This window comes from Streptomyces sp. NPDC097617, from assembly GCF_044761485.1.
GTDB lineage: Bacteria > Actinomycetota > Actinomycetes > Streptomycetales > Streptomycetaceae > Streptomyces.
In genome coordinates, this window is sequence record NZ_JBIWCL010000024.1 from 127,089 (window position 1) to 151,587 (window position 24,499).

Genomic DNA, 24,499 nt, shown 5'->3' on the forward strand with positions numbered 1-24,499 from the left:
GTGCACGGATATCTCCGGTGCGCGCTGGCCTGGCGCCCGGGCCCGGACGCGCTCGCCGTGCAGGCCCAGGAGATCGGAAGCAGTACTTCCTTCGTGCTGACCCGGCACTGCGGTCCGGAGGGACCGGCCGGCGACGTCGTACGCACCGAGGGGGAGCAGGCAGTGCTGCCGGCCTCGGGATCGGCAGCGAGGCCGAAGGGGGAACCGGCCGATCTGGCCGATCCGGCCTACCTGGCCGAGCTGGCGGACCTGGAGGGCGGGATCGAGCGCGCCGTTGACTCCGGGGAGGCTCTGGCAGAGGCCGAGGACCGGCTGCAGAGCTGGCTCGGCCGTGCGGATGAGGGCGGCTGGGCCGCTGCCGAAAGGTGGTTGCGCAGTCGCGTTCCGATCGAGGGCGACCACGAAACGACGGACGACGCGCTCCCGGCAGCAACCTTGGGCGAGGCGCGCACGGCGGGACGGTACGCGATTTCCTTCCGGGAGGACGACACCCCGACCGGCCCCGCCGCGGCCCTCGCCACATGGGACAGGATCGCGCGGCATGCCCGCGAGATCCTGGGTCAGCAGACGGCTGCCCCGGCGGACGGGACGACCGTGGAACACCCGGTCAGCGGCGTGCGCCTGGTCCTGGACCGGACGTCGGGCCGGTACGAACTGTCGGTTCCCCTGCCGGATGACGACACGGCCTTGGCGGCCGTGGCGCTGGAGCAGCTCTACCAACTGGCACTGACCGTCCAGTTGGAGACAGGCCGACGTGCTGTCGACCCACAGCTCGGACAGTACGTCGATCGGCTCGGCGGGGCGACGTGGGCACGCCGGTTCGGCCTGTTCGCCCGAGCCATCCGTTCCTTCCGCCCGGGCCGGCCTTGGAAGTGATCTCACTTTGGCGGCTTGGGTAGCCTGCCGGTCGTGGCGGGGATTGTTGAACGGCTTGCGCCGGATGAGCTGTGGGAGCTGTTCCAGCGGTTGTGCCGGAGGCGCCGTCGCAGCCTCAAGACGGTGGCCGGCGCCGGCACGGTGACCGGGAAGTGCTGGCGGCGGGCACCGCGTTTCCCCCGCCGATCAGGACCCGGTGCCCGGCCCGAGGGCCGCTGGGGACGTAGAGGAGCCGGGTGTCGTGCCCCATGCGACTACTTCGGCATCAGGACGGTGTCGACGATGTAGACGGTGGCGTTGGCGGTGGGGACGTTGCCGCAGACCACGTTGGAGGTGTCGTTGACCTTGTAGTTCTGACCGGAGCCGGCCGTGGCGATCCTGCCCTTCTCCAGGGTGTCGAAGGAGCCGTTCTCCAGCTGCTTCGGGGTGAGCTTCTGGCCGACGACGTGGTAAGTGAGGATCTTGGTGAGCGTGGCCTTGTCGGTGAGGACCTTGTCCAGGTCGGCCTTCGGGATCTTGGAGAAGGCGTCGTTGGTCGGGGCGAAGACGGTGATGTCCTTCGCGTTGTTCAGGGTGTCGACCAGGCCGGCCTGCTTGACGGCCGCGACGAGGGTCGACAGGGCGGGGTTGTTCGAGGCGGCGGTGGCCACAGGGTCCTTGGCCATGCCGTCGAACGAACCCACCCCTTCCTTGGGCACGCCCGCACAGGCTGTGCCGAACGGCTTGTCCATCGCCGTCGCGGGCTCGGACGAGGCCGTCTCCGGGCCGGATCCGTCCGCGCTCGCCGAGGCGGCGGGCGCGGCGTCCGAGGACTTGCCGTCCTCAGAGCGGCGGTCAGCGCGAAGGGCAGAACAGCCGCCGTGGCAACGGCGAGGGCGGTACGACGGAAGCGAAGAGCGTTCATGATTTTCTCCATGGGGAATCCGGATCGGTGTGCATCGGGGACTGGGAAGAAAGGTCTTGGCGCGTACCGGGGAGATGGCTCAGGTGGCGGTGACGAAGACGCTGTGCCAGCCGCTGGCCCCGTCGGGGATGGTCCGGGCGCGCTGCTCGGTCTGCACCTGACCGGTGCCGTCGGTCGCGCGCACGGTGAGGTTGTGGCCTCCAGGTGTCGTCTTCCAGGGGAAGGACCACTGGCGCCACGTGTCGGTGGTGGCCTGCTCGGCGAGCTCGGCCTCCTGCCATGGGCCGTCGTCGACACGGACCTCGACCCGCTGGATGCCTCGGTGTTGCGCCCACGCGACACCCGCGACCGTCACCGTGCCGGCGCCGGCCTGTGCGAACGGTTTGGGGGTGTCGATGCGCGCCTGGGTCTTGATGGGGGCCGTGCGGGCCCACTGCCGCTTGACCCAGTACGGGTCGTAGGTGTCGAAGGTGGTCAGCTCGATGTCCTGGATCCACTTGCAGGCCGAGACGTAGCCGTACAGACCCGGCACGACCATCCGTACGGGAAAGCCGTGGTCGAACGGCAGCGGTTCGCCGTTCATACCGAGGGCCAGCATCGCGTCGCGGCCGTCCATGACGTCCTCGACGGGTGAGCCCAGGGTCATGCCGTCCACGGACCGGGCCACCAGCTGGTCCGCCCGGCCGCCTCGGGACGGGGGCCTGACGCCCGCCTCCTGGAGGAGGTCCGCGAGGCGGACGCCCAGCCACCGGGCACTGCCCACGTAGGGGCCTCCCACTTCGTTGGACACGCAGGTCAGGGTGATGTCGCGTTCGATCAGAGGCCGCCCGAGCAGCTCCTCGAAGGTGTAGGTGCGCGGGCGCATGACCCCCTTGCCGTGGATCCGCAACCGCCAGGTGCCCGCGTCCACTTTGGGCACCACCAGCGCGGTGTCCACTCGGTAGAAGTCCTTGCTGGGGGTGGTGAACGCGCTGAGACCGGGGATACGGAGTACCGCGCGGGGCGGAACGGCAGCGGCCGGAGACGCGGGCGTGGGAAGTTCGACGGCTGCCCGGGAGGCGAGCACGCCTTGGCCGGCGCGACCGGTCAGGGTCCGGCCGAGTACTCCGGCTCCGGTGGCGGCGACCGCCGCGACACCGGCGCCGAGCAGGAAGCCGCGCCGGTTCCAGCCGCCCGGCCCCACCGCTGACCCGCCCTCACCCTCAACCTCACCGTCGCCGGGCGCTGCGGAGGCGACGGTCAGGTGTCCGACGAGCAGATAGAGGACGGCCGCTCCCGCCACGGCCCCCAGCAGCGAAGGCAGTACGTCGCCCGCTCCGGCCGAATCGGGCCTGGTGAGCGCCGCGGCCGCGCCGACGACTCCGAAGGCGAGCACGCCGGCCGCCCCTGTACGCCGGTGCCGCAGGGCGAGCAGGCCGAGCAGGGCGGCGAGCACCCCGATGGTGGCCAGGATCCCCAGCTGGAGCACCAACTTGTCGCTCTCGCCGAAGGTGCGGATCGCGTAGTCCTTCAGCCACGCCGGCGTCCGGTCGATGGCGGCTCCGCCGACGACGGTGACCGGCCCGGCCTGGGGCCGTACGAGGGAGGCGACCAGCTCGCCCACGGCCAGGGCCGTGAATCCGGCGAGCAGCCCGCTCGTGGCGGCGAGTGCGCCGCGTTTGACGGTCCTTCGGTTGATCCTCACGCTGGGCATTCGGCACGCTTCTCGCCCCGGATGGGTCGTGTCACCTGATCAAGTGAAGATCGGCAGTCTTATTGACGCCTGGGTCGTGCCCGAGCGGTCTGGAGGCCGGTCCTCCGCCGACAAGCGAGGACCGGCCCGTCATAGGCCCAGGTCAGGCGTTGACGCAGGTGTTGCCGAAGGCCGGGTTGAGCAGCCCGATGATGCTGACGGAGTTCCCGCACGCGTTGACCGGGATGTGGATCGGGACCTGGATCAGGTTGCCCGACAGCACACCCGGCGACCCGATGGCAGCACCCTGGGCGCCGGCGTCCGCCGAAGCCATCGACGCACCGCCGACCACGACGGCCCCGGCGGCCAGGACGAGGGCTGCGTTCTTCAGAACACGCGACATGACGAGATCTCCTTGATCGGTACTCGGCGGCACCCCCGGTACGGGGTGCCGCGCGGCCGGTAACCGGTCCGCACGCCCCATTCGCCATCGAGCCCGGTCCCGGCTTGGCCTCCCGACCGACCTTCCCCCGAAGGGATGAACCCGTGGTCCACTCGGCCCAACCGCCATGCCCACGTCGTCGCTGGAAAGCCCAGGGCAGTGGCCCTCAGCGATGTGACGTCCGGGCGGGGCGCCGCAGGGAGGAGGAGGACCTCCGAGAGCTTCCGAGAGACCGGCACGAAGCTGTCGAACCGCTGGGGGTGGGGTGACAGCCCTACCTGCGGTGGGGGGACCACTCATGATCGTTTCAGGGGTCGCAATGGGCGCAGTTCCGCTCCTCGCAGGCCCTCGCGGGCTGGTCAGCCACCGGCGGCCAGACCCACAACGCCGTACGTCCTGGACCGGAGCCCTTGTGGCTCCTCCAGCGGCTCGGCCGTCGCCGCCGCCACGAGCCTTGCCGCGGTGACGATCGGAACCGAGACCGACGGCTCGATCGTCCGCCCGTCCAGTGTGAACTCCGCCGTGGGCGTCAAGCCCTCGCTCATAGTGCTGAGTCGCCGCGGCATCGTGCCCATCACCGCACGCCACGACAGCGCCGGCCCCACCACCCGCAACGACACCGACGCCGCACTGAACCTGTGGGCGATAGGCGGCACAGACCCCGCGGACCCGGACACCGTCCCCCAGCGTGTCCGCCCGGGCTGAGGCAGAGGCATCTCGTGCCCCTTGCACCTGACGCTGATATCGACTTTCACCACCCCAGACACCCTCCGTACCGTCGGCATTCCCGGAATCACCAGCCGATCCGCAGGCGGCGGAACCAGCGCAGGTGGGCGAAGGTATGCGCGGCGCCCACCGCTGAACGCCCTGCCGGAGCAGCGCCCGTTGCTCCGGCGGCCGGCCACTGGCGGCACCCCGACGCCCCGCAGGTGCGTTGGCGTTTCTGGGTGTGACGGGTGCGCTCGACGAGTCGACTGCCGGCGTGGCCGAATTTGCGCACGGTGTGCTCATCTGTCTACGGTGTGCGCTACGTGGTGCTCGACCCGCTGTGGCGGCTCGTTTCGGTGGCAACGTAAGGGCGTACCCGACGGGGGTGGGTACGCACCGTGCGTGCTGTTTACGGGGCTTCGGGCATGAGCGGGCCCTCGGAATCGGTCAAGGATCCGAGGGCCCGGGGTAGCACGCGCAGCCTGCGCGACGCCTCCGCGTCGAGGTGGCCGCCTGGACCCGCCCGGAAAACGGAATGACAGGGGGCGTCGAGTGGGCGCTGCACTGCTGTGTGGTGCTGACCGCGGCGAGTCGGCCGGTGCCCGCCGCCCGCCTGGCGCTGCTCCACGACGTATCGCCGAGCTACCTGGCCAAGCAGATGCAGGCCCTGTCCCGCGCAGGACTAGTGGCTTCCGTCCAGGGCAAGACCGGCGGATACGCACTGACCAGGCCCGCTTCCGAGATCACCGTCCTGGATGTGGTGCAGGCCGTCGACGGAGCGGACCCGGCCTTCATGTGCACCGAGATCCGTCAGCGCGGCCCGCTCGGGGCCCCGCCCGAGGCGTGCACGAAGCCGTGCGGGATCGCCCGCGTGATGGGCGAGGCCGAGGCCGCCTGGCGGGCGTCGCTGCGGGGGGTCACCATCGCCGATCTGGTCGGCTCGGTGGAACGGGACAACGGTCCCGAGGCGCTGCCCAGCGTCGGCGCATGGCTGGCCCCGGAGCCCGGCCCGGCAGCCGGCCACGCGCGTTGATCATGGGCGTTGCCGACTTCGGCCAGCCGTCCCCGGCGACACGGCTGTCCCGAGCTGTGCCAGTAGGCCGACGAACTCCCGGCTGCCGGTCGGCTCAGTGGGCCCCGTGCAGGCCGCGCCTGCCCCTCATCGCCCGTCCTGTCCACCGCGCTCAGTCGTTGAAGCGGAGGCTCTTACGGGTCCAGAGAGTGAGGTCGCTGCTGGTGGCGACGGCCAGGGTGAGGCCGGACGGCGAGAATCCGGCAGCGCGGAGTTCTGAGTACTCCGAGTGGAAGACGTGCCACCACGTCTCTCCCGCCGGGCCCTTGTTGGACCCGCCGTCCGCGGAGAGGATCACGCGGTCATGGGGCCACTCCGGGCTGACGACATCCAGGGTCCAGCCGTCGGGGGTGGTGCTGTGGAGGCCGCCGCCGAAGAAACCGGCGATGCGGATCTGGGTGCCTGCGACCGGTCCGAGGCCGGGGCAGGTGAGGTCCGGGTGGGCATCGGGGGTGCTGGTGTCAGGATCTGGATCCCGGTCACGGGCGATCTTCTCGCCGGTGACCGCGTCAAAAAGTCCGTGGCCGTCACCGGAGACGACCATGACGAGGTCGTGCCCACTGTCGGGGTGGACGGCGAAGCCGATGCCGAGCAGGCCCCCGATGGGCGTTCTGCGGTCGAGTACCGGTTGCCATGGCTGCGGGGCCGGCATGACGGGGGCGGCGAGGTAGCGCTCGCGCAGCCTCTCTGGTACTCCGTGATCACGTCGTTCCCTTGGTGCCTGACAGTCTGATCATATTGCTACGCCCATGCTGGCACAGGACCCACGGACGCCGCGGCTCAGGCTCTGCCACCGGTTCCCGAACCGGTGGCAGAGCCTGAGCCGCGCAGGGGAGCGAGGGCGGCTACTTCACCGAGCCCGCCATCACCCCCTGGACGAAGTGCCGCTGGAAGGCGAAGAAGACGATCAGCGGGACCACCAGGGACAGGAACGCCCCCGGCGCGAGGACGCCGATGTTGCTTCCGAACTGCCGCATCTGCGACTGCAACGCGACTGTGAGCGGCTGCGAACCGCTGTCCGCGAAGAGCAGTGCCACGAGCATGTCGTTCCAGACCCAGAGGAACTGGAAGATGGCCAGGCTCGCGATGGCCGGCCGGCCGAGCGGCAGCACCAGCCGGGAGAAGATCCGCCACTCGCTGCCGCCGTCCATCCGGGCGGCCTCCAGCATTTCGCGCGGTATCTCCGCGAAGTAGTTGCGCAGCAGGAAGATCGCGAACGGCAGTCCGTAGGCGACGTGGAAGAGGACGACCCCCGCCACCGTGCCGAACAGCCCCACCGCGCCGAAGAGTTTGGCGACCGGCAGCAGCCCGATCTGCACGGGCACGACCAGCAGCCCTACGACCACCAGGAAGACGGCGTCCCGGCCGGGGAACTCCAGCCAGGCGAAGGCGTATCCGGCGAGCGCCGCGATGGCTACCACCAAGGCGGTGGTGGGTACGGAGATCAGGACGGTGTTCCCGAAAGCCGCAGCGATGCCGGAGTCCTTCAGGAGGGCGCCGTAGTTGTCCAGGGACAGCTGGGACGGGTCGGTGAGGGCGGTCCACCAGCCGTCGGAGGCGTTGTCGCCCTCGGTGCGCAGTGAGGACAGGAGCAGGCCCGCCAGCGGGGTGATCCAGACCAGGGCGACCAGCAGCAGTGCGCCCTGGACGAGGGAGTTGCTCAGCAGGCGCGACAGCCGGTTCCCGTCACCGCGCGCGTTTCCGCGCCCGCGCCCGCGCCCGCGCCCGCGCCCACGCACAAGCCCACGCCCCTTCCCCAGCTCGCCCTCGCGCCCATGCCGACGCTCGATGACGCTGGGGCCGCTCATGCTCCACTCCTTCGGAAACGCCGGATGTTGAAGATCATCGCCGGGACGACCAGCAGGAGGAGCACCACGCTCAGCGCGCTGCCGAGCCCCTGGTCGTTGCCGCCGCCGAACGAGACCAGCCACATGCGGGTGGCCAGTACGTTCGCCTCCTCCTGGACCGGTCCCGGCGCGATGATGTAGACGAGGTCGAAGACCTTCATCACGTTGATCACCAGGGTCACGAAGACGACCGTGAGCACCGGCGCGAGCAGCGGCACGGTGATCTTGCGGAAGATCTGCCCTTCGGTGGCACCGTCCATGCGTGCGGCCTCCAGCGCGTCCCGGGGGATGGCCGCCAGGCCCGCGCCGATCAGGACCATTGCGAAGCCGGTCCACACCCACAGGTACGCGCCGATGATGGCCGGTGTGACCAGCGCCGGACCGAGCCAGTTCACCCCCTGGTACGGGGCTGCGAAGTTGGTCGCGGGCAGCCTGACGGTGTACCCGTCCTCGGCCAGCCCGTTGAGGCGGAACGACCCGTCGTCGGCCGTCACGGTACTGGCGGCCACCCGGCCGTCCCGCACCGCCTCGACCGTCATACCCGGCAGCCCGTTCTCGCCGGCGTCGATGCGGCCCGGGACACCGGCCCCGCCGGGGGCGAAGTCGAGGTAGACGACGCCCCCGATCCCGTCCGTGGCGGGCGCCGCGGCGGCCGCGGGCTTCGCTGCGGTGGGGATCGAGGCAGGCGCCACCCCGATGAGCCCGAGACTGACCGAGCGACCGGGACGTACGGTCTCCTCGGTGCTGTACGGGCCGCCCGCCCCGCCCGTCAGGCCCTGGCCCTCCCGGGCCCGGGCCGTCGGATAGGCGGCGGGGTCCACGAAGCTGTCGTGGACGCCGACGACGGCGGCGTTGAGCACGCCCCGGTCCGGGTTCTGTTCGTAGGCGAGCCGGAAGATGATGCCCGCGGCAAGGAACGACACGGCCATCGGAAGGAAGAGCACGAGCTTGAACGCGGTCGCCCAGCGCACCTTCTCGGTGAGCACGGCGAGCATCAGCCCGAGCCCGGTGAGCAGGGTGGGGGCCACCACGACCCAGATGGCGCTGTTGCGGATCGCCTTCAGGGTGGCCGGGTCCTGTACGAGCGCGACGTAGTTCCCGGCTCCTACGAAGCGGTCGCCGTCGGCGTCGAAGAGGCTTCGGCCGAGGGAGAAGAGGACGGGGTAGACGACCAGCGCGCCGAGCAGCAGCAGGGCCGGGAGGACGAAGACCACCGCGAGGCGGCGCTTCCTGCGCCGGGCCAGTCGCCGCCCGTCGGCCGGGTCCCCGCCGCCCGGGCCCTTGCCTGCCGACCCCTTGCCTGCCGGAGCCCGGGCGGTGACCGCGCGGGTGGTCACGGTGTCAGTCATGGGGGCCTCAGTTCCCGTAGGCCTTGGCGGCCTCCGCCTCGAGCTTCGCGGAGGTGCCCTGCGGGTCCGACGGGTCGCGCAGGAAGTCCTGGAGGAGCTTCCACTCGCCCGCGCCCTTGGTCCCGCCGAACGCGGCGGGGGCCTGGTCCGACATGTCGAAGCGAATCGAGTCGCCCGCCGCGATGAGCGAGTCGGCGGTGCTGCGGGTGATCTCGTCGCCGTACGAGGCGATGTCGACCTCCTTGTTCGGGGACAGGAAGCCGCCCGCGCCGGCCCAGACGGAGGCCGCCTCGGCGCCGGCCAGGTACTCGACCAACTTCATGCCGGCCTTGTTGTTCTTGCCGTCCTTGAGGACGACGGCCGCGTCGCCGCCGCTGACGACCGGCGCCTTGCCGCCGTCGACCCCGGGGAACGGGAAGAACTTGGCGTCAGTCCCCAGCTTCTTGCCGAACTGGTCCTTGGCGACGCCGCCGACGAAGTCCCCTTCGTAGACCATGCCCGCCTTGGGCTCGGGGCCGAAGACCTGTGCAACGGACGAGGGGAAGTCGGTTCCGAGTGCGCTCTGGGCGCCGCCGGCGACGAGTTGCTTGTCCCTGAACAGGTCTCCGAGGGTGGTCAGTGCCTTGACCACGCTCTCGTCGGTCCACTTGATCCGGTGCTGGGCGAGCTGGTCGTACTTCTCCGGCCCGGCCTGGGAGAGGTAGATGTTCTCGAACCAGTCGGTGAGGGTCCAGCCGTCCTCACCGGCTATGGCGAAGGCGGGGCGGCCGGAGTCGGCGAGGGTGCGACCGGCCTTCAGCATGTCGCTGTAACTCTTCGGCTCGGTGACCCCGGCCTGGGCGAAGGCCTCCGGGGCGTACCAGACGGTGGACTTGTGGGCGGCCTTGAAGTAGAGGCCGTAGTACGCGCCGTCGACGGTGCCGTAGTTCCGCCAGACCGGGGCGAGGGTGGAGCCCGCGCTCCGGGTGGCCGGCTCGGAGAGGGGCTGGAGCCAGCCCTTCTTGGCGAACTGCTGGAGCACACCCACCTGGGGCACCATCACCACGTCGGGCGCGTTGCCGCCCTCGATCTTGCTTCCGACGAAGGTGGAGACATTGTCGCCGGAGGGCACGAAGACCGTCTTGGCTCCGGTCTTCTCGGTGAAGGCGTCCAGGACCTTCTTGAAGTTCTGCTGCTCGCTGCCGGTCCAGACACCCGCGACGGTCACGGTCTGGCCGCTCAGTTCGCCGCCGCTCGCGGGTCCGGTGGTGCCGCCGCAGGCGGTGGCCCCGAGGGCGAGAGCGAGTGCCGCCGATGCGGTGGCCGCGGTCCGCCGGGTCATCGTGCTGGGTCGTCGCATGAGAGGTCCTTACGTCTGGGGTTGCACGCGGGGAGGGAAAGAGGGGGAGGGAAAGAGGGGGAGGGGAACAGGAGGCAAGGTCAGGGGGCCGGGCACTCGGCGATCCACCAGGCGGCGGTCGCCGCGGGGAGCACGCCGTCGGGGCACGGGCCGCTGGCGAGCAGCGGAGTTCCGGGGACCGGCGCGGGCACCGGCTCCGCGCCGAAGTTCACCGCGCAGACCAGTCCGTCGCCCCGGACGATCGCCAGTACCTGCGGTGGCGCGTCCAGCCAGCGCAGGGCGCCGTCACCGAGCTGCGGCAGGGTGCGCCGCAGCTGGAGGCCGTCGCGGTACAGGTGCCAGAACGAACGGGTGTCGGCCAGGGCGCGGTCGGTGGCGTGCTCGGCGAACCACTCGGGCTGCGGCAGCCACGGCATGGCGCCGCCGGCATCCCGGGTGAAGCCGAACGGCGAGGCGTGCCCGGACCAGGGAAGCGGCACGCGGCAACCGTCCCGTACGTGCTTGCGGCTGCCCGTGCGCAGGAAGATCGGGTCGGTGAGGACCTCGTCGGGCAGGTCGAGCACCTCGGGGAGACCGAGTTCCTCGCCCTGGTAGACGTAGGCGGCGCCGGGCAGTGCGAGCATCAGGAGGGCCGCGGCGCGGGCACGGGCGGCGCCCAGTCCGCTGCCTTCGACCCCGGGCTCGCCCGCGTAGCGGGTCACGGTGCGGACCTGGTCGTGGTTGTTGAGGACCCAGGTGACGGTGGAGCCGGTGCCCGCGATGTCGCGTACCGCCTCGGTGATCGTGGTGCGGAAGGCGTCGGCGTCCCAGGGCGCGCTGAGCAGGTCGAAGAAGAAGGCCTGGTGCAGTTCGTCGGGACGGACGTACTCGGCGTGCTCGCGTGCGGTGGGTACGGACACCTCGCCGACCAGCAGCCGCTCGTGGCCGTCGGCGGCGGTGTACTCCTCGCAGAGCGCGCGCCAGCGCCGCCACACGTCGTGCACCTCGGGCTGGTTCCAGGCCAGCTGGTTGACGGCGTCCCGGGCGCGCTCGTCGGCTCCGGGATCATCGGAGTCGGGCAGCTCCGGGTGCTTGAACAGGCCGGCGGCGACATCGATGCGGAAGCCGTCGACCCCGCGGTCCAGCCAGAAGCGCAGCACCTGCTCGAAGTCGTCGCCGACGGCCGGGTCGCGCCAGTTCAGGTCGGGCTGCTCGGGCGTGAAGAGGTGCAGGTACCACTCGCCGGGGGTGCCGTCGGGCTCGGTGATCCGGCTCCAGGCGGGACCGCCGAACATGGCGCGCCAGTTGTTGGGGGGCTCGGCCCCGTCCGGGCCGCGGCCGGGCGCGAAGTGGAAGCGGGAGCGTGCCGGGCTTCCGGGTTCTGCGGCGAGCGCGTCCCGGAACCACGGGTGCTCGCTGGAGCAGTGGTTGGGGACGATGTCGAGCAGCAGCCTGAGCCCGAGGCGGCGGGCGTCGGCGACCAACCGGTCGAACTCGGCGAGGTCGCCGTAGACGGGGTCGACACCGCAGTAGTCGGCGACGTCGTAGCCGTGGTCGTGCTGAGGCGACGGGTAGAAGGGGCTGAGCCAGATGCCGTCGACTCCGAGCTTGCGCAGGTAAGGGAGTCCGGCCCGGACGCCGGCCAGGTCACCGATGCCGTCCCCGGTGCTGTCGAGGAAGCTGCGGACGTAGACCTGGTAGATCACCGCGTCACGCCACCAGGGGGCGCTCGGGGCGCTCGGGGCGCTCGGGGCGCTGGGGGAGGCGGTGCGGGAGGGGTGGCCGGTGTCGGCCGGAAGGGTGCTGAGCATCTCGCGTCGACCTGTCTGCTGAATGCGAGAGCGCTCCGGATCGGTGCGCTGTTATGCATGCATGTTAAGTAGCAGTGACTGGAAGGTGTCAACGATGTGTCCAGAAACAGCGAAAATCTGGGGTGGTTTGTACGGAAACATCCGCATGCATGAAGAAGGGTCTCTACTTAACATGTAAGTAGAGACCCGTAGAGACCCTTGGTCGCAGCAGAAAGCAGGAGAAGGAAGGAGGGACGGCGGAGTGCGCTCAGCCCTTGCGGGAAATGGCCCCGAGCTCGCGTGCGAGCCGCGCCGTCGCCTCCTCGGGCGTCTGGCGCAGCGCCATCACGTCCTGCGCCACGGCCTGCACGGCCAGGCTCACCTGGTCGTAGCGCGGACTCTTGGGGCGCGGCACCGCCGACAGCACGCTCTGGCGGAGCGTGGGCAGATACGGAAACGCGCGCACCAGCTCGGGATCCTCGTACAGTGCGGCGCGCACGGGCGGCAGCGAGCCCTTGGTGAGCACCTGGCGCTGCACCCGTTCGCTGGTCAGGTACGCGATCAGATCGGCTGCCGAGGCCGGATGCCGCGCATGGCTGCTCACGGCGAGGTTGGAACCGCCCAGCACGCTGGTGCCGGGCCCGTTCGGTCCGGGCAGCGGCACCGCGCCGAACCTGCCGGAGACCTTCGAGCCCTGCGCGCTCGCGTCCGCGTACACGTAGGGCCAGTTCCGCAGGAAGAGCAGCCGGCCGTCCTGGAAGGCCTGCCGCGACTCCTCCTCCTTGTAGCCGAGCGCGTCGCGGGGGATCCAGCCGTCCCGCACACCGTCCGCGAGGAACCGCAGTCCGGCGCGCGCCGCCTCGGAGTCCACGCTCACGCGGGCACCGTCGTCGCGCAGGATCGATCCGCCCGCCGAGTGCACGGCCTCCGTGACGTTGACGGTGAGCCCCTCGTACGGCAGGAACTGCCCTGCGTAGCCGTCCAGTCCGTACTCCGGGGCGATCGTGCGCGCCTGGCGGACCAGATCGGACCAGGTGCGCGGCGGCTCCTCGCCCGCCCGGTCCAGGATGTCCTTGCGGTAGTACAGCAGCCCCGCGTTGGTGACGTACGGGACCGCGTACAACCGGCCGTCGAAGGTCGCGGTGTCGACGACCGGACGCAGGAAGGCGTCCAGCGGGAAGCGGTCGCGCCGGAGCGGGGAGATCCACCCGGCCGCCGCGAACTCGGACGTCCAGGCGACGTCGATGTTCAGCACGTCGAACCGGTCACGGCCCGATCGCAGTTCGCTGATCATCTGGGCCCGGGTCTCGTCCGCCGAGTCCGGCAGCTCGACGAGCGTGACCCGCTCGCCGGGATGCGCGTCGTTCCAGTCGTCGAGGAGCGGAGGAAGGTAGTCGGTCAGGTCGCCCGCCGTTACGAGCGTCAGCGGGCCGCGACTCCCGGAAGCCGCGTCGGAGGCAGCCCCCGCGTCGGCGCGGACGCCGAAACCCGTGTATCCCGCCAGCACGACCGCCCCGACCAGGAGAGCTCTACCCGCGGCACGCATCCACCGCATAGATTCCCTCCCAGTGCACGATCCGGCTGCGCTGCCGACCATCGTGGCCTATATATACCCGTTAGGCATGGGCGATACTAGACACCCAGGCAGACGAGACGGACGGCGGCGCAACTCGGACCGCTGCCGAGTGAACCGTTGACTACGGAGCGGGAAGGAGGGGGAGCGAGTGCGGCTGGCGCTCCTTGCGCTCCTCACCCGTAGCCCTGCGCACGGTTACGAGCTGAAGCAGGACCTTGAGAAGCTCCTGGGCGCCGCGTACCCTCAGCCCAACGTCGGCCAGATCTACGTCACCCTCGGCCGGCTGGAGAAGAGCGGCCTGATCGAGGGCGAGGACGTCGCGCAGTCGGGACGTCCCAACAAGCGCACGTACAGGCTCACGGATGCCGGGCGCGAGGCCGTGCAGGCCTGGTTCGAGGACACCACCGAGGAGCCCCGGGTACGGGACGAGTTCTTCATGAAGCTGGCGCTCTCACCGCAGTCGGGGCTGGCCGATCCGGTCGCACTGATCAACAAGCAGCGGCGGCAGTACCTCAACTCCATGCGGGACCTGTCCAAGCTGGCCGCGGCGGAGGACCGCGACAACAAGATCTCCCAATTGCTGATCGAGGGCGCCATGCTGCACCTGCAGGCCGACCTCGACTGGCTTGAACGCTGCCAGGAGGAGCTGGAATGAGCGACGACGCCACCACGGCCGCTCCTGGCATGTCCGCCGACCCGGTCGCCCCCGTCGAGCCCATCGTGCGCGCCGAGGGCCTGACCAAGACGCACCACGGCGAAGGCGTACCGGTGCACGCCGTACGCGGTGTGGACCTGTCCGTCCGGCCGGGCGAGTTCGTCGCGGTCACCGGACCCTCCGGAGCCGGCAAGTCCACGCTGCTGCACCTGATAGGCGGCCTCCAGCGGCCCGACAGCGGGAAGCTGTGGCTCGGCGGCGAGCGCGTCGACGAGTACCGCGAGGCCCGCTGGGCGGTCCTGCGGCGGCGCAGCATCGGCGTCGTCTTCCAGTTCTTCAACCTGGTCTCCAACCTCACCGTCGCCGACAACGTCGAACTGCCCGCCCTGCTGGCCGGAGCCTCCCCGAAGGCCGCCCGCGCATCCCGTGCCGAACTCCTGGCCGACCTCGGCCTCGAAGGCCGCGAACGGTCCATGCCCGGCGAGCTGTCCGGCGGCGAGCAGCAGCGCGTCGCGCTCGCCCGTGCCCTGGTCAACCACCCCGCGCTGCTGCTCGCCGACGAACCGGCCGGCAGCCTCGACAGCAAGGGCACCCGCGAGGTACTGCGGCTGCTCTCCCGCTTCCACGAGCGCGGCCAGACGATCATGATGGTCACCCACGACGCCCGGATGGCCAGCGCCGCCGACCGCGTCATCAGCTTCTTCGACGGTCGGATAGCCGACGACGCGCAGCTCGGCGGCGGCGGACGCGGCGCGCCGTCCCGCGGCGTCTCCGGCGTACTGGACCTGGAACTGGAACCGAAGCGGTGACCGTGCGGGCCACGCTGCGCTGGGCACACGCCGACTTCCGCGCACACCGCGGCGAAGCCCTCTTCGTCGTACTGGCCAGCGCCGGGATCATCGCCTCGCTGCTGCTCGCCGGCGCGCTGTTCAGCTACGCCGCGAACCCCTGGCAGCGCGTCTTCAACCAGTCCCACGGCGCGCACATCTGGCTGCACACCCGAGCCGGGGCGGACATGGCGGCCCTGTCCCGCGTGGACGGGGTCGCAGCCCTCTCAGGGCCCTACCGGACAGCGGCGACGACGGTCGAGTCCCGCGGCGCCCGGGTCGGGGTGACACTGCGCGCGGCCACGGCGGCGCCCCCGGAGACCGGGCGACCGCTCGTCACCGCCGGAAGCTGGCTCACCGAGCCGGACGAGGGCGCGGGCGCGAGCGGCACGGGTGCGGGTACCGGTGCCGGTGCCGGTACTGGTCCCGGTAACGGTGACGTCGTACTGGAGGCCTCCGTCGCGAGGGCGCTCTGGGCTGAACCGGGCGACACCGTCCGGGTCACCGGCCCGGACGGCGCACCGCACGCACTGCGGGTGCGCGGGATCGCCGAGGTGGCCGAACCCCGCTACCACCCCGGCGGCGGGCCCGGCATCGGCTGGGTGCCGTCCGGCACCCTCGACGAGATCGCCCACGGAGACACCGGCCAGAGCGTGGGCCTGCGCCTGGCGAACCCGGACGACACCGACTTCGCCGTCCAGCGCGCCGTGACCGTCCTCGGCGCCGACCGGGTCGCCCAGGTCACCAAATGGCAGCAGGCACGGGCCGAGGCGGGCGGCGACGACCGGCTGCTCGGCCAGATGTTCGCCGTCTTCGGCCTCGGGGCGCTGCTCGCGGCGGCGCTCGCCGCCGCCGGAGCGATCGGCGCCCGGGTCCGCGGCCAGCTCAGGGATATCGCGATCCTCAAGGCCGTCGGTTTCACCCCCGGCCAGGTGACCCGCGGCTTCCTCGTCCAGCATCTGGCCTTCGCACTGCTCGGCGTGGCCCTCGGCACCGCCGCGATCGCCCTGCTCGGCGCCCGGATACCCGGGCGGATCGGCGAGGCGGCCGCCGTATGGCAGGACCTGCCCGGCCACACCGCGCTCATGCTCGGCGTCCCCTGCGGAGCGGTGCTGCTGATCGCGGCCGCCACCGGCCTCTCGGCCTGGCGCGCCGGACGGGTTCCGCCCGTGCCGGTGGCCCGCGCCGCACTGCCGACCGCCGCCCCGATGACCGCGCTCGGCAGACGGGCGCTCGGCGTACGCGTGCCCCCCGCCCTGGTCCTGGGCTGGCGTGCGGCCTTCCCGCGGCGCGGCCGGACGCTCGTCCCCGTCGCCCGCCTCGCCCTGCCGCTGCTCCTCATCACGGTCGCGCTCGTCGCCTGGTCGACCCTGGACCAGTTCCGCAGCCGCCCCGCGCAGATGGGGCTGCCCGCGGCACTGACCGTACGGGCCGGACAGCCGGCCGCGTCGCCGCAGTCCGAGGCGGAACTGGAGAAGACCCTCGCGGCCGTCCCCGATGTCGCCACCGTCCACCCGGGCGCCGAGATGGCGGCGCTGGTGCCGGGGCAGACCGGGACGATCACCCTCCGGGGGCTGGGCACCGCCCGGGACCCGTACCCCGCCAAGGTGGTGGAAGGGCGAGCAGTCAGCGGTCCGGACGAAGCGGTGGCCGGACAGGGACTGCTCGACCTCCTCGGAGTGCGCGTCGGCGCGTGGGTCCGCATGACCGTAGAAGGACGGCCCCAGATCCTGCACGTCGTCGGCCGCACCATCGAACCCGAGTCCGGGGGCCGCGTCATCACGACCACCATCGACGCGCTGCGGGAGCGCGACCCGCAGTTGCGCGCCGACTTCCACGCCCTGGTACTGCGCGAGGGCGCCGACCCCCGGGCCGTCGGCGCCGCGCTCGCCGGAACGGCCGGCGGCACGCTGGAGGTCCGGGAGACGCCGAACCCGGTCGACCGGCTGGAACCGGCGCGCGCAGTGATCGCCGCCCTCATCGCGGTCCTGGCACTGATAGGCCTGATCGATCTGCTGACACTGATCAGCACGGGCGTCCGCGACCGGGGCCGGGACCTGCTCGCACTGAAGGCGATCGGGCTGACGCCCCGGCAGATCGGCTCGATGATCGTGACGGCCGCCGGCCTCACCGCGCTGGCATCCGCCGTCCTCGGCACGGTGCTGGGAGTGCTGTCCGGCAGCTGGCTGGTCGACACCCAGGGCGCATCGAGCGGCATCGGCGCGGGTATCGCCCAACTGCCCGCGCTGCCGATCCTGCTGACCGTGATCGTCGCAGCGGTGCTGGGCGCGGTGGTGGCGGCGACGCTGCCGGCGACGCGCGCGGCACGGCGCCGCCTCGCGGACTCCCTGAGCGAAACGCTCTGACGCAGCGGGCCTGACGCAGCGGGCCTGACGCAGCGGGCCTGACGTACCGGGCTTGACGTATGGGGCTTGACGTACCGGGCTTGACGTATGGGGCTTGACGTATGGGGCTTGACGTATGGGGCCTGGCGTATGGCCTTGGGCTGGACGTATCGGGCCGGCGGGAGACCCGATCGATTACGGGCGGTGGGCCGCGTGAAGCCGCAGCAGGGTGCGGTGGCCGCGTTCCGTGACCTCGGGGTCGTCGTGGCCGACGCCGTAGGCGATACCGCAGACCGCGTCGAAAGCGGACTCGCAGTCCTGCCGGAGCTCCTCGGTCGGGGTGAGCGCCCTGCCGTACCCGTCGAGGAAGGCGGCGCGCAGGTCGGGCCGGCCGGTCCAGGTGTCGCCGAGGCGCACCATGTCGCGGGTGGCGGTGGCGTACTGCGACCGCTCGAAGTCGAACAGCGTCACCTCTCCGTCGTCGGCCAGGAGCACGTTGCGGTACTGGAGGTCCCCGTGCGTGGGTACCAGTACGGGCCGCGGGAGGTCCTCGTAGGTGCGGGCCAGGGCGAGGACCAGCTCCTCGTCCCCCTCGGCCAGGTACGGCCGGGCCTCCTCCAGGTGGCGCTTCACGCTGCCGGTGGCAGCGGGAAGTCCGGCGGGCCGTTCCGGGGTGCAGTGGTGCAGGGCAGAGGCCAGGCGGCCCAGCTCCCGGTGCAGACGTACCTCGGCCGCGGCGCCGAGGACCGTTCCGTGCGGGGAGCGCCCCGCCAGCGCGGTGATCACGACGGCCCGCGCCGCCGTATCGACCGCGACGAGGTGCGGAGCCCCGCGCCCGAGCACGGGCACCCAGGCACGGTACGCGGCCACCTCGCGCTCGTGAAAGGTCGGCCCGCGGTGCTGCTTGAGGTACCAGGTGCCGCCGCCGGAACCGGTGAGGCGCCATACCCGGCTGCCGCCGCGCCCCCAGGAGACCTCGGCCGCCGCCGCGATGCGGCCGACCGCGCGCTCGGCGAACTCCCGCAGCCGGTGCGGCAGCTCCACCCCGTCCGTGGTCGGCCCCTGCACGAGTCGGGTGCGGTTGGTGGCGTCCGCGGCGTACCGGACGCGGTCGCCGGGCTGCTGGAAGTGCACGGCGGCAGGCAGGCCGGCGCGGTAGGCGTCCAGGCCGGCCCGGCAGTAGGCCACCATCGGCTCCGGCAGGTCGTCCAGCGCATACCACCCCATGCCGTCGCATCGGTCCGGCTCCATCACCCGGGGCACACCGGACCACCGCCGCACCTCGAAGAAGACGCCGATCCGCGACCCGGCACCGATGGGAGGCCGATGGTGGACCGTGACCGCGGCGGTCACATCCGCCGCCGCGATGACGACGCCGGTCTCCTCGCACGCCTCACGGATCACCCCGTCGACCATGTCCTCACCCGCCTCGAGGTGCCCGGAGGGCAGATGCCACAACCCCGCCGCGTACACCGGCCCGGACCGGCGGGACAGCAACACCTCCGGGCCGGACCCGCTGGTACGGCGCAGCACGAGATGGACGTCGACCGGCACGGTGTGCCGCGGACCGCCGCTCACGACGCGATTTTGGTTCGGTGCCGGGCGTGGCCGCCGGCCACCGGGTCGAACGGGCTCATGTGTCTCCGATCGTGGGCGCAGGGCCGGGTGCCGGGCGGCCCGGACGGATGGCTGTGAATCCGGTGCACTGAGAACGCCCCGGATCCGGGGCCGTAACGGCCGGACCCCTTCGGTGGCGCATCACAGGATGATCCTGGCTCGGCGACCCGCTACGGGTGGGTGTCGCCCGGGAGGGGGAATCCCCGCCGGGGGTAGGGCTCCGTTCAGCCCGGCGAGGAGCGACCGATGGCATGGTCGAGGGGCCGGGACTTCGGCCTGGCCGGTCCCAGAGCGCGCCGGGCATGGCGCGTGGGGTGCATGGGTTGTCTGGGGCGTGGGGGCGTGGGGCACATCGGGGACATGGGCCTGACGGCGCGTGGGCGCTGTGGGACAGGAGACGCTGTGGGACAGGAGAGGGAGCGGCAGCGATGGTCGAGCGCATGATCGAGCCGGAGGGGATCCGACTCTGTACCGAGCCCTTCGGTGCCCCGTCGGATCCGCCCGTGCTGCTCGTCATGGGTACGGGGGCTTCGATGCTCTGGTGGGAGGAGGGCTTCTGCCGGATGCTCGCCGAGGGCGGGCGCTTCGTGATCCGCTACGACCACCACGATACCGGCAGATCGGTCACCTACGAGCCGGGCCGCCCCGGGTACAGCGGTGCGGACCTGGTCGCCGATGCCGTCCGTGTGCTCGACGCCCATGGAATCCCGGCCGCGCACATCGTCGGTGTCTCGGCCGGAGGCGCACTCGCGCAGCTGCTCGCACTCGATCACGCCGGCCGCGTCCTCTCGCTCGTCCTGATCAGTACGTCCTCGGCCGTGCCCGACGTCCGCGGCCTGCCCGGGCCGACCGAGGAGTTCACCACGTTCGTCTCGGCCTCCCACGTCGACTGGTCGGATGCGGAATCGGTGATCGACCACCAGGTCGCCTACGCGCGTGTCCTCGCGGGCGGCCGGCGCCCGTTCGACGAGGCCGCCGCCCGCAGCCTGGTCCGCCGCGACGTCGAGCGCGCGGACGACTTCACCGCGGTCCGCAACCACGATCTGCTGCAGGACGACGCGCCCGCACCAGCACCCCTGTCATCGATGACAGTGCCCACGCTGGTGATCCACGGAACGGCCGACCCGCTGTTCCCGCTCCGGCACGGTGAGGCACTCGCGGAACAGATCCCGGGCGGAAGCCTCTTGGCTCTGGAGGACGCCGGGCACGGGGTGGAGCGAGCGGACTGGGCGACGATCGTCACCGCGCTCCTCGCACACACCTCGCCTCAGCCCCGATGAGCAGGTCTACGGCTGATCGGGACCGGAGCCGGGGCCGGGGCCGGGACCAGCACCAGCACCAGCACCAGGACCAGGACCAGGGGCGGAGCCCGGCGCATTGCTCTCTCCGGCTCGCTCATCGTTCCGCGCCCTGACCCGATCGATGGCCCACGCACCCACGCCCACCAGCAGGGCCACCCCGGCTGCGTAGACCGGCAACCACAGGGTCGTGGTGGCGGACAGGCAGTCGGCAACGGCGACGTGGCTCTGGACCTCCTGCGTGCGAGCCAACGCGGCACCGTCGCGACCGGCCAGGTCCGCCAGCGCCGCCTCGGTCCGGATGTTCTCGTACCTGCCCAGCGCCGGACACCTGGCACGGGTGCCCGGCATCGGGAACAGCCACGCCCAGCGCTGCAGCATGGGGGCCAGCGTGATCGCGACGCACAGGCCGACGACCAGCGAATACGCCGTCAGGTTCCCCACGTACGCACATCGGAGACCGGGCGTCCACCTCGGCAGTCGGTAGAGGGTGAAGAGCACGGCGAGGAGGGTCACGCCGATGTACGTGGAGAACCACTGCCACGAACCTTGCGCGAGTACGGCCGCCAGCACCGCCCCGAGCGCGATGCCGATGACTCCGGGCTGGCCGGCGACACCTCGGCTCGCACCGGCGGTGGGTGACGGGCTTCGAGGTCCTTGGAGGCTGGGTTCGTCCACGATTTCTCCTGCCTGGTCCGGCCACCAGCATCTCGACGCTCCGCGCGGTCAGCCAGGCACCATGCCGGAACGACCCGAATGCCTGGCCCGGTTGGCGGGTCATGTCATACGGCCGAGCAGGACCGGCAGCGAGGTCCGGGGGGGGGCGATGCTGCGGGAGCGGCCATCGATCGGCGGGAGAAGCGGCGGTGGCAGCTGCCGACGCCTTACGACGCGCACCGCGCGGCAGGTACGTTTCGCTCACCGTCCGGCGCTGCCACCCGCACTAGGCTCGCGACGTGGGACAGCCCGAGCAGCGCGTCGAAGGCGCAGGACCGTTCACCACCCGGCTCACCTGGGAGCGGCCCGAAGGGGAGAGGGTGGTCTGGGACTCGCGGCTCGCGCGCAGGCGCGGCACGCTGTCGGTCCGAGGCCCGGGGGACACCGTCGACCGGCCCTCGCCCGCCGGCCCGGAGGCACTGCTCCGCCTGCGCAGGCTCAACGTCGTAGCCTCGTGCGCGTTCATCATCGGCGGGGCGCTCTTCGCGCTCGGCGCCGCGATCGCCCAGTTCGGTGCGGGTGATCCGCTCCTGAGCGCCTGGGTCTACTTCGCCGGGGGTCTGTTCTTCAACACCGGCGGCTACGTCTCGCTCCTGCAGGTGCTGAACGCGCCCCGGCACGCCCCGGAAGGCCGGTTCCTCGGCACCGCCGACTGGCGGTGGTGGGGGTACGAGCCCATGCGGCTGGACTGGCTGAGCACCTTCGTCCTGTTCGTCGGAACGCTCGTGTTCGGCGTCAACCTCCTGGACTCCTTCCTGCAGGGCCTCACCACCCAACAGGTCAACCGGCTCATCTGGACCCCCGACGTGATCGGATGTCTGCTGTTCCTGATCTCGGGGCATCTGGCGTTCGTCGAGATCTGCCATCGGCCCTGGCCCTGCTTCCGTTCGCGCAGCCTCGGGTGGTGGGTCGTCGCCGTGAACCAGTTCGGTTCGGTGCTCTTCATGGTCTCGGCGCTGGCCGCCTTCAGCCGGCCCGCCACCGGAAGCCTGGTCAACGTCGACATCGCCAACTGGGCGACCCTGGCCGGCGCGCTGAGCTTCTCGATCGGCGGCGTCCTCCAGCTCTACGAACGCCCACAGGCGGCCCCCGCAAGGCCCGCAGGCAGGCGCGCCCGTACCCGAGCCGCACCGTAAGCGGGGCCGGCCCCGGACTGGGCCCTTGCGGGCAGCGGGAAGTGTCGGGCTGCGGAAGGGGTTCCTCCATCAACTCCCGAAACGGCGGATCAACTCCTGGGCGTCCACCCCCTCCACCCCGTCGAAGTCCTTCACCTGCCCGGACCCGAACCACACCCGCAGCGGCACCGCTCCCGCGGCCCGTACGAATTCCAGCTTCTGCACCGATGACGGGTTCGGCGCCGAGTCGATCTCCACGACGAAGTCGGGGAGCGGCCCGGGCGACCACCCCAGCAGGTCCGCCCGCCCGTACCGGCCCTTGCCGTCCGGCACGACCGGCAACCGCGCCTCGGCGTAGACCATCGCCCCCTCGCCCAGGGCGACCTTCAGGAACTCCCGGGCCTCCCCGGTGAGCGCCCGGGTCAGCTCGGCCGTGCCGACCGGCACCTCGCGCCCGGCCGCCGCTAAGGCCTTCGGCCCAGCCCTCCAGCCACCCCTCCAACCCGGTGCGGACGCCGTCCAGTTGCTCGGACGTCAGCGGCCGACCCGGTGGCCCGGACAGGACGTACCGCCACCCCTCGGCCCAGTAGGCCCGGCCCAGGATGTTCAGCACCCCGTGCTCGGCCTCCCGTGTACCGGGCCGGACCATCTTCACGCACCCGCACCTCGGGAACACCCGCCGGACGCGGTACCCGACGCAGTCACGGTACGCGGCGATGTCCCCACCCTTCCACTTCGGCAGAGACCTGCGACTGATCACGGCATGCGCGATGCGTCGGTGGCGAGCAGTTCCTGCAGGAGTTCAAAGATGAGGCCGGGCTGTCCTACGAAGGGGGAGTGGCCTGTCTGCCACTCGCGCACGTCGGTGCAGCGCGCGGCCATCGTCCGCTGCATGCGAGGGTCGATCGCCCGGTCCTGTGCGCAGACGACGTACGTGGCCGGTGCGTGCTTCCAGCTGTGGCGCTCCGGAACTCCGCGCCCGCAGCCGGGGGCTTGGGGACGCAGTAGGTCAACTGCCCAGGCAGCGAGAGGCTCGGGGCAGTCGTCAAAGAGTGTGGCGGCAGCCCGGTCGGGGTGCAGGCTGGTCGAGCCGTCGGGCCCGGGGCTGATCGCGTCCTGGAGCTGCGAGGACGCCCCACCCAGACCGGCCGCGCTCTCGCCGACATCCGGCACGAAGGCTGCCAGGTAGACCAAGTGCCTTGCTCCGCATACTCCGGTGATCACCGACCCGCCGTAGGAGTGACCCAGCACGATCGGAGGTTCCTCAAGCGCGTCGACAACAGCCTGGACCGCGGCTGTATCGGCGAGCAATGAGCCCCGGTGGAGCTCGGGCACGAGAACGTCGGTTCCTGCGGTCCGCAGCTGCTCTGCGACCAGCGCGAAGTGTTCGGGGCGGTGATACAGGCCGTGAACGAGCACCACAGCGGTCATGGTGTCCCTCCTCAGGCCGATGTCAGGCCATTGACCTTGGTTCCGGAATCTGCACGACGAGCTGGCGTCCGGACGCCCCCCCGCACGGCTGATCGGGTGGGCCGTGGACGGGACCCGGAAGCGGATCTTCGCGACGATCCTGGCAGTGCCGGCCGATGCCTGCCGGGGCGAGCTGCCCACTGGCTACGGACCGGGCACGGTCGCCTGCGGAGGAGCTCACTGCCAGGTCCGGGAGACACCGTCCAGGGCTGCCTGTTGTGAGGGTACTGGCTCTCATATGGCAGGCGAGTTCGAACACACAGGTGGGGCTTGGACAACTCTGGTGGCGGACCCAGGGGCGCTCAGGCAGGCTGAGCGGCATGGTTTCGGTAGTGCAGAACGTGGCGATCGACTGTTCGGATGCCTATGAGTTGGCGCGGTTTTGGAGTGAGGTGACCGGTTCTCCGTTGCATCCGCAGGACAGACCGGGCGGCCGGGAGACTCAGGTGATGCTTCCGGAGGGCCCGGTGCTGTACTTCAACCAGGTGCCGGAGCCGAAAACGATCAAGAATCGGATCCACCTGTGCCTCCGTCCGACGACCTCGCGCGAGGAGGAGGTCGAGCGACTGCTTGCTCTCGGGGCCACCCTGGTAGCTGATCGCCGGCAGTCCGACGGTGCGGGCTGGGCTGTCCTCGCCGATCCTGAGGGCAATGAATTCTGTGTCCTGCGTGGCGAGTCCGACCGCGCCGCGATGCCTTCTTGAGGAGCGCAAGCTCAGGCTGAGCCCCGACCCCGGCAGCTGATCGCGGCAACCCGTTGAGTGCTGCGACCAGCACGGCCGTCCCGCAGCGGACAGTCGCCCACACGGGCGGATGCTCGGCTTGATGCCATGCGTCAGCAACGTCTCACACCGAGCCCACTGGCCATTCGTCAGATCACCACACCCCGCAGAACGTGGTC

General features: G+C 71.3%; 21 protein-coding genes and 1 pseudogene. 9 read left to right on the top strand and 13 right to left on the bottom strand.

All coding sequences use genetic code 11. The features are described 5' to 3' along the window. The gene (locus ACIQZO_RS31260) at positions 1 to 876 is read left to right on the top strand and encodes a hypothetical protein (RefSeq protein ID WP_403632526.1); all 876 of its coding nucleotides are present in this window, start codon (positions 1 to 3) and stop codon (positions 874 to 876) included. 254 nt (positions 877 to 1,130) lie between these two features. On the opposite strand, the pseudogene ACIQZO_RS31265 reads toward ACIQZO_RS31260, so the two are convergent. The 3 genes and pseudogenes from ACIQZO_RS31265 to ACIQZO_RS31275 all read right to left on the bottom strand — a co-directional run bounded on the left by ACIQZO_RS31265 (position 1,131) and on the right by ACIQZO_RS31275 (position 3,855). Beyond that, positions 1,131 to 1,780: pseudogene (locus tag ACIQZO_RS31265) on the bottom strand (fasciclin domain-containing protein). A gap of 79 nt (positions 1,781 to 1,859) precedes the next feature. Beyond that, entirely contained in the window at positions 1,860 to 3,473 is a 1,614-nt protein-coding gene (locus tag ACIQZO_RS31270) for a molybdopterin-dependent oxidoreductase (RefSeq protein WP_403632529.1), read from the bottom strand. Between the two features lie 142 nt (positions 3,474 to 3,615). Next, positions 3,616 to 3,855, bottom strand: a complete 240-nt coding sequence (locus tag ACIQZO_RS31275; protein WP_403632532.1) for a chaplin — start codon at positions 3,853 to 3,855, stop codon at positions 3,616 to 3,618. 135 nt (positions 3,856 to 3,990) lie between these two features. On the opposite strand from ACIQZO_RS31275, the gene ACIQZO_RS31280 reads away from it, so the two are divergent. Beyond that, complete coding sequence (locus ACIQZO_RS31280) at positions 3,991 to 4,599, top strand: amidase family protein (protein ID WP_403632534.1); 609 nt, start codon at positions 3,991 to 3,993, stop codon at positions 4,597 to 4,599. A gap of 538 nt (positions 4,600 to 5,137) precedes the next feature. Further along, positions 5,138 to 5,635, top strand: a complete 498-nt coding sequence (locus ACIQZO_RS31285) for an RrF2 family transcriptional regulator (protein WP_403632536.1) — start codon at positions 5,138 to 5,140, stop codon at positions 5,633 to 5,635. Between the two features lie 151 nt (positions 5,636 to 5,786). On the opposite strand, the gene ACIQZO_RS31290 is transcribed toward ACIQZO_RS31285, so the two are convergent. From ACIQZO_RS31290 to ACIQZO_RS31315, 6 genes are all read right to left on the bottom strand, one after another. Beyond that, positions 5,787 to 6,326, bottom strand: a complete 540-nt coding sequence (locus ACIQZO_RS31290) for a hypothetical protein (protein ID WP_403632539.1) — start codon at positions 6,324 to 6,326, stop codon at positions 5,787 to 5,789. A 193-nt stretch (positions 6,327 to 6,519) separates the two neighbouring features. Next, positions 6,520 to 7,482, bottom strand: coding sequence for a carbohydrate ABC transporter permease (locus ACIQZO_RS31295; RefSeq protein WP_403632542.1), 963 nt, complete (start codon positions 7,480 to 7,482; stop codon positions 6,520 to 6,522). Then, positions 7,479 to 8,870 (bottom strand): ABC transporter permease subunit, encoded by a 1,392-nt coding sequence (locus ACIQZO_RS31300; protein WP_403632545.1) that lies wholly within the window; start codon positions 8,868 to 8,870, stop codon positions 7,479 to 7,481. The genes ACIQZO_RS31295 and ACIQZO_RS31300 overlap by 4 nt, the downstream gene beginning before the upstream one ends. A 7-nt stretch (positions 8,871 to 8,877) precedes the next feature. Then, a complete protein-coding gene (locus tag ACIQZO_RS31305) occupies positions 8,878 to 10,209 on the bottom strand; it encodes an ABC transporter substrate-binding protein (protein ID WP_403632548.1) in 1,332 nt (443 codons plus the stop codon). An 80-nt stretch (positions 10,210 to 10,289) separates the two neighbouring features. Continuing rightward, positions 10,290 to 11,999: a glycoside hydrolase family 13 protein gene (locus ACIQZO_RS31310; RefSeq protein WP_403632551.1), complete on the bottom strand. Its 1,710-nt coding sequence runs from the start codon at positions 11,997 to 11,999 to the stop codon at positions 10,290 to 10,292. 247 nt (positions 12,000 to 12,246) lie between these two features. Next, entirely contained in the window at positions 12,247 to 13,533 is a 1,287-nt protein-coding gene (locus tag ACIQZO_RS31315) for an ABC transporter substrate-binding protein (protein WP_403632554.1), read from the bottom strand. Positions 13,534 to 13,702: 169 nt separating this feature from the next. Here ACIQZO_RS31315 and ACIQZO_RS31320 point away from each other — a divergent pair, with 169 nt between their 5' ends. From ACIQZO_RS31320 to ACIQZO_RS31330, 3 genes are read left to right on the top strand one after another with little or no spacing between them, the layout of a single operon-like run. Then, positions 13,703 to 14,209 carry a PadR family transcriptional regulator gene (locus tag ACIQZO_RS31320; RefSeq protein WP_403632557.1) on the top strand — a complete coding sequence of 169 codons (507 nt, stop codon included), beginning with the start codon at positions 13,703 to 13,705 and terminating at the stop codon, positions 14,207 to 14,209. 29 nt (positions 14,210 to 14,238) lie between these two features. Beyond that, complete coding sequence (locus ACIQZO_RS31325) at positions 14,239 to 15,018, top strand: ABC transporter ATP-binding protein (protein WP_403632619.1); 780 nt, start codon at positions 14,239 to 14,241, stop codon at positions 15,016 to 15,018. 2 nt (positions 15,019 to 15,020) lie between these two features. After that, a complete protein-coding gene (locus tag ACIQZO_RS31330; RefSeq protein WP_403632622.1) occupies positions 15,021 to 17,402 on the top strand; it encodes an FtsX-like permease family protein in 2,382 nt (793 codons plus the stop codon). A gap of 174 nt (positions 17,403 to 17,576) precedes the next feature. On the opposite strand, the gene ACIQZO_RS31335 is transcribed toward ACIQZO_RS31330, so the two are convergent. Further along, a complete protein-coding gene (locus tag ACIQZO_RS31335) occupies positions 17,577 to 18,959 on the bottom strand; it encodes a phosphotransferase (protein ID WP_403632559.1) in 1,383 nt (460 codons plus the stop codon). Positions 18,960 to 19,426: 467 nt separating this feature from the next. On the opposite strand from ACIQZO_RS31335, the gene ACIQZO_RS31340 reads away from it, so the two are divergent. Further along, the gene (locus ACIQZO_RS31340) at positions 19,427 to 20,278 is read left to right on the top strand and encodes an alpha/beta fold hydrolase (RefSeq protein ID WP_403632562.1); all 852 of its coding nucleotides are present in this window, start codon (positions 19,427 to 19,429) and stop codon (positions 20,276 to 20,278) included. A 6-nt stretch (positions 20,279 to 20,284) separates the two neighbouring features. On the opposite strand, the gene ACIQZO_RS31345 is transcribed toward ACIQZO_RS31340, so the two are convergent. Next, positions 20,285 to 20,974 carry a hypothetical protein gene (locus ACIQZO_RS31345; RefSeq protein ID WP_403632565.1) on the bottom strand — a complete coding sequence of 230 codons (690 nt, stop codon included), beginning with the start codon at positions 20,972 to 20,974 and terminating at the stop codon, positions 20,285 to 20,287. A gap of 278 nt (positions 20,975 to 21,252) precedes the next feature. Here ACIQZO_RS31345 and ACIQZO_RS31350 point away from each other — a divergent pair, with 278 nt between their 5' ends. Continuing rightward, positions 21,253 to 22,149, top strand: coding sequence for a hypothetical protein (locus tag ACIQZO_RS31350; RefSeq protein ID WP_403632568.1), 897 nt, complete (start codon positions 21,253 to 21,255; stop codon positions 22,147 to 22,149). A gap of 69 nt (positions 22,150 to 22,218) precedes the next feature. Here ACIQZO_RS31350 and ACIQZO_RS31355 read toward each other — a convergent pair whose 3' ends face one another. Together ACIQZO_RS31355 and ACIQZO_RS31360 are read right to left on the bottom strand one after the other, a co-directional pair. Then, complete coding sequence (locus ACIQZO_RS31355) at positions 22,219 to 22,575, bottom strand: hypothetical protein (RefSeq protein WP_403632570.1); 357 nt, start codon at positions 22,573 to 22,575, stop codon at positions 22,219 to 22,221. Between the two features lie 309 nt (positions 22,576 to 22,884). After that, complete coding sequence (locus ACIQZO_RS31360; protein ID WP_403632573.1) at positions 22,885 to 23,559, bottom strand: alpha/beta hydrolase; 675 nt, start codon at positions 23,557 to 23,559, stop codon at positions 22,885 to 22,887. Positions 23,560 to 23,918: 359 nt separating this feature from the next. Here ACIQZO_RS31360 and ACIQZO_RS31365 point away from each other — a divergent pair, with 359 nt between their 5' ends. Next, on the top strand, positions 23,919 to 24,302 hold the full coding sequence (locus tag ACIQZO_RS31365) for a VOC family protein (protein ID WP_403632576.1): 384 nt from the start codon (positions 23,919 to 23,921) through the stop codon (positions 24,300 to 24,302). The last annotated feature ends 197 nt before the right edge of the window (positions 24,303 to 24,499 follow it).

Coding starts and splice junctions, on each gene's coding strand:
- ACIQZO_RS31270 (WP_403632529.1), bottom strand. CDS start 3,473: ATGCCCAGCGTGAGGATCAACCGAAGGACCGTCAAACGCGGCGCACTC.
- ACIQZO_RS31275 (WP_403632532.1), bottom strand. CDS start 3,855: ATGTCGCGTGTTCTGAAGAACGCAGCCCTCGTCCTGGCCGCCGGGGCC.
- ACIQZO_RS31280 (WP_403632534.1), top strand. CDS start 3,991: ATGAACCCGTGGTCCACTCGGCCCAACCGCCATGCCCACGTCGTCGCT.
- ACIQZO_RS31285 (WP_403632536.1), top strand. CDS start 5,138: ATGACAGGGGGCGTCGAGTGGGCGCTGCACTGCTGTGTGGTGCTGACC.
- ACIQZO_RS31290 (WP_403632539.1), bottom strand. CDS start 6,326: ATGCCGGCCCCGCAGCCATGGCAACCGGTACTCGACCGCAGAACGCCC.
- ACIQZO_RS31295 (WP_403632542.1), bottom strand. CDS start 7,482: ATGAGCGGCCCCAGCGTCATCGAGCGTCGGCATGGGCGCGAGGGCGAG.
- ACIQZO_RS31300 (WP_403632545.1), bottom strand. CDS start 8,870: ATGACTGACACCGTGACCACCCGCGCGGTCACCGCCCGGGCTCCGGCA.
- ACIQZO_RS31305 (WP_403632548.1), bottom strand. CDS start 10,209: ATGCGACGACCCAGCACGATGACCCGGCGGACCGCGGCCACCGCATCG.
- ACIQZO_RS31310 (WP_403632551.1), bottom strand. CDS start 11,999: ATGCTCAGCACCCTTCCGGCCGACACCGGCCACCCCTCCCGCACCGCC.
- ACIQZO_RS31315 (WP_403632554.1), bottom strand. CDS start 13,533: ATGCGGTGGATGCGTGCCGCGGGTAGAGCTCTCCTGGTCGGGGCGGTC.
- ACIQZO_RS31325 (WP_403632619.1), top strand. CDS start 14,239: ATGTCCGCCGACCCGGTCGCCCCCGTCGAGCCCATCGTGCGCGCCGAG.
- ACIQZO_RS31340 (WP_403632562.1), top strand. CDS start 19,427: ATGGTCGAGCGCATGATCGAGCCGGAGGGGATCCGACTCTGTACCGAG.
- ACIQZO_RS31360 (WP_403632573.1), bottom strand. CDS start 23,559: ATGACCGCTGTGGTGCTCGTTCACGGCCTGTATCACCGCCCCGAACAC.
- ACIQZO_RS31365 (WP_403632576.1), top strand. CDS start 23,919: ATGGTTTCGGTAGTGCAGAACGTGGCGATCGACTGTTCGGATGCCTAT.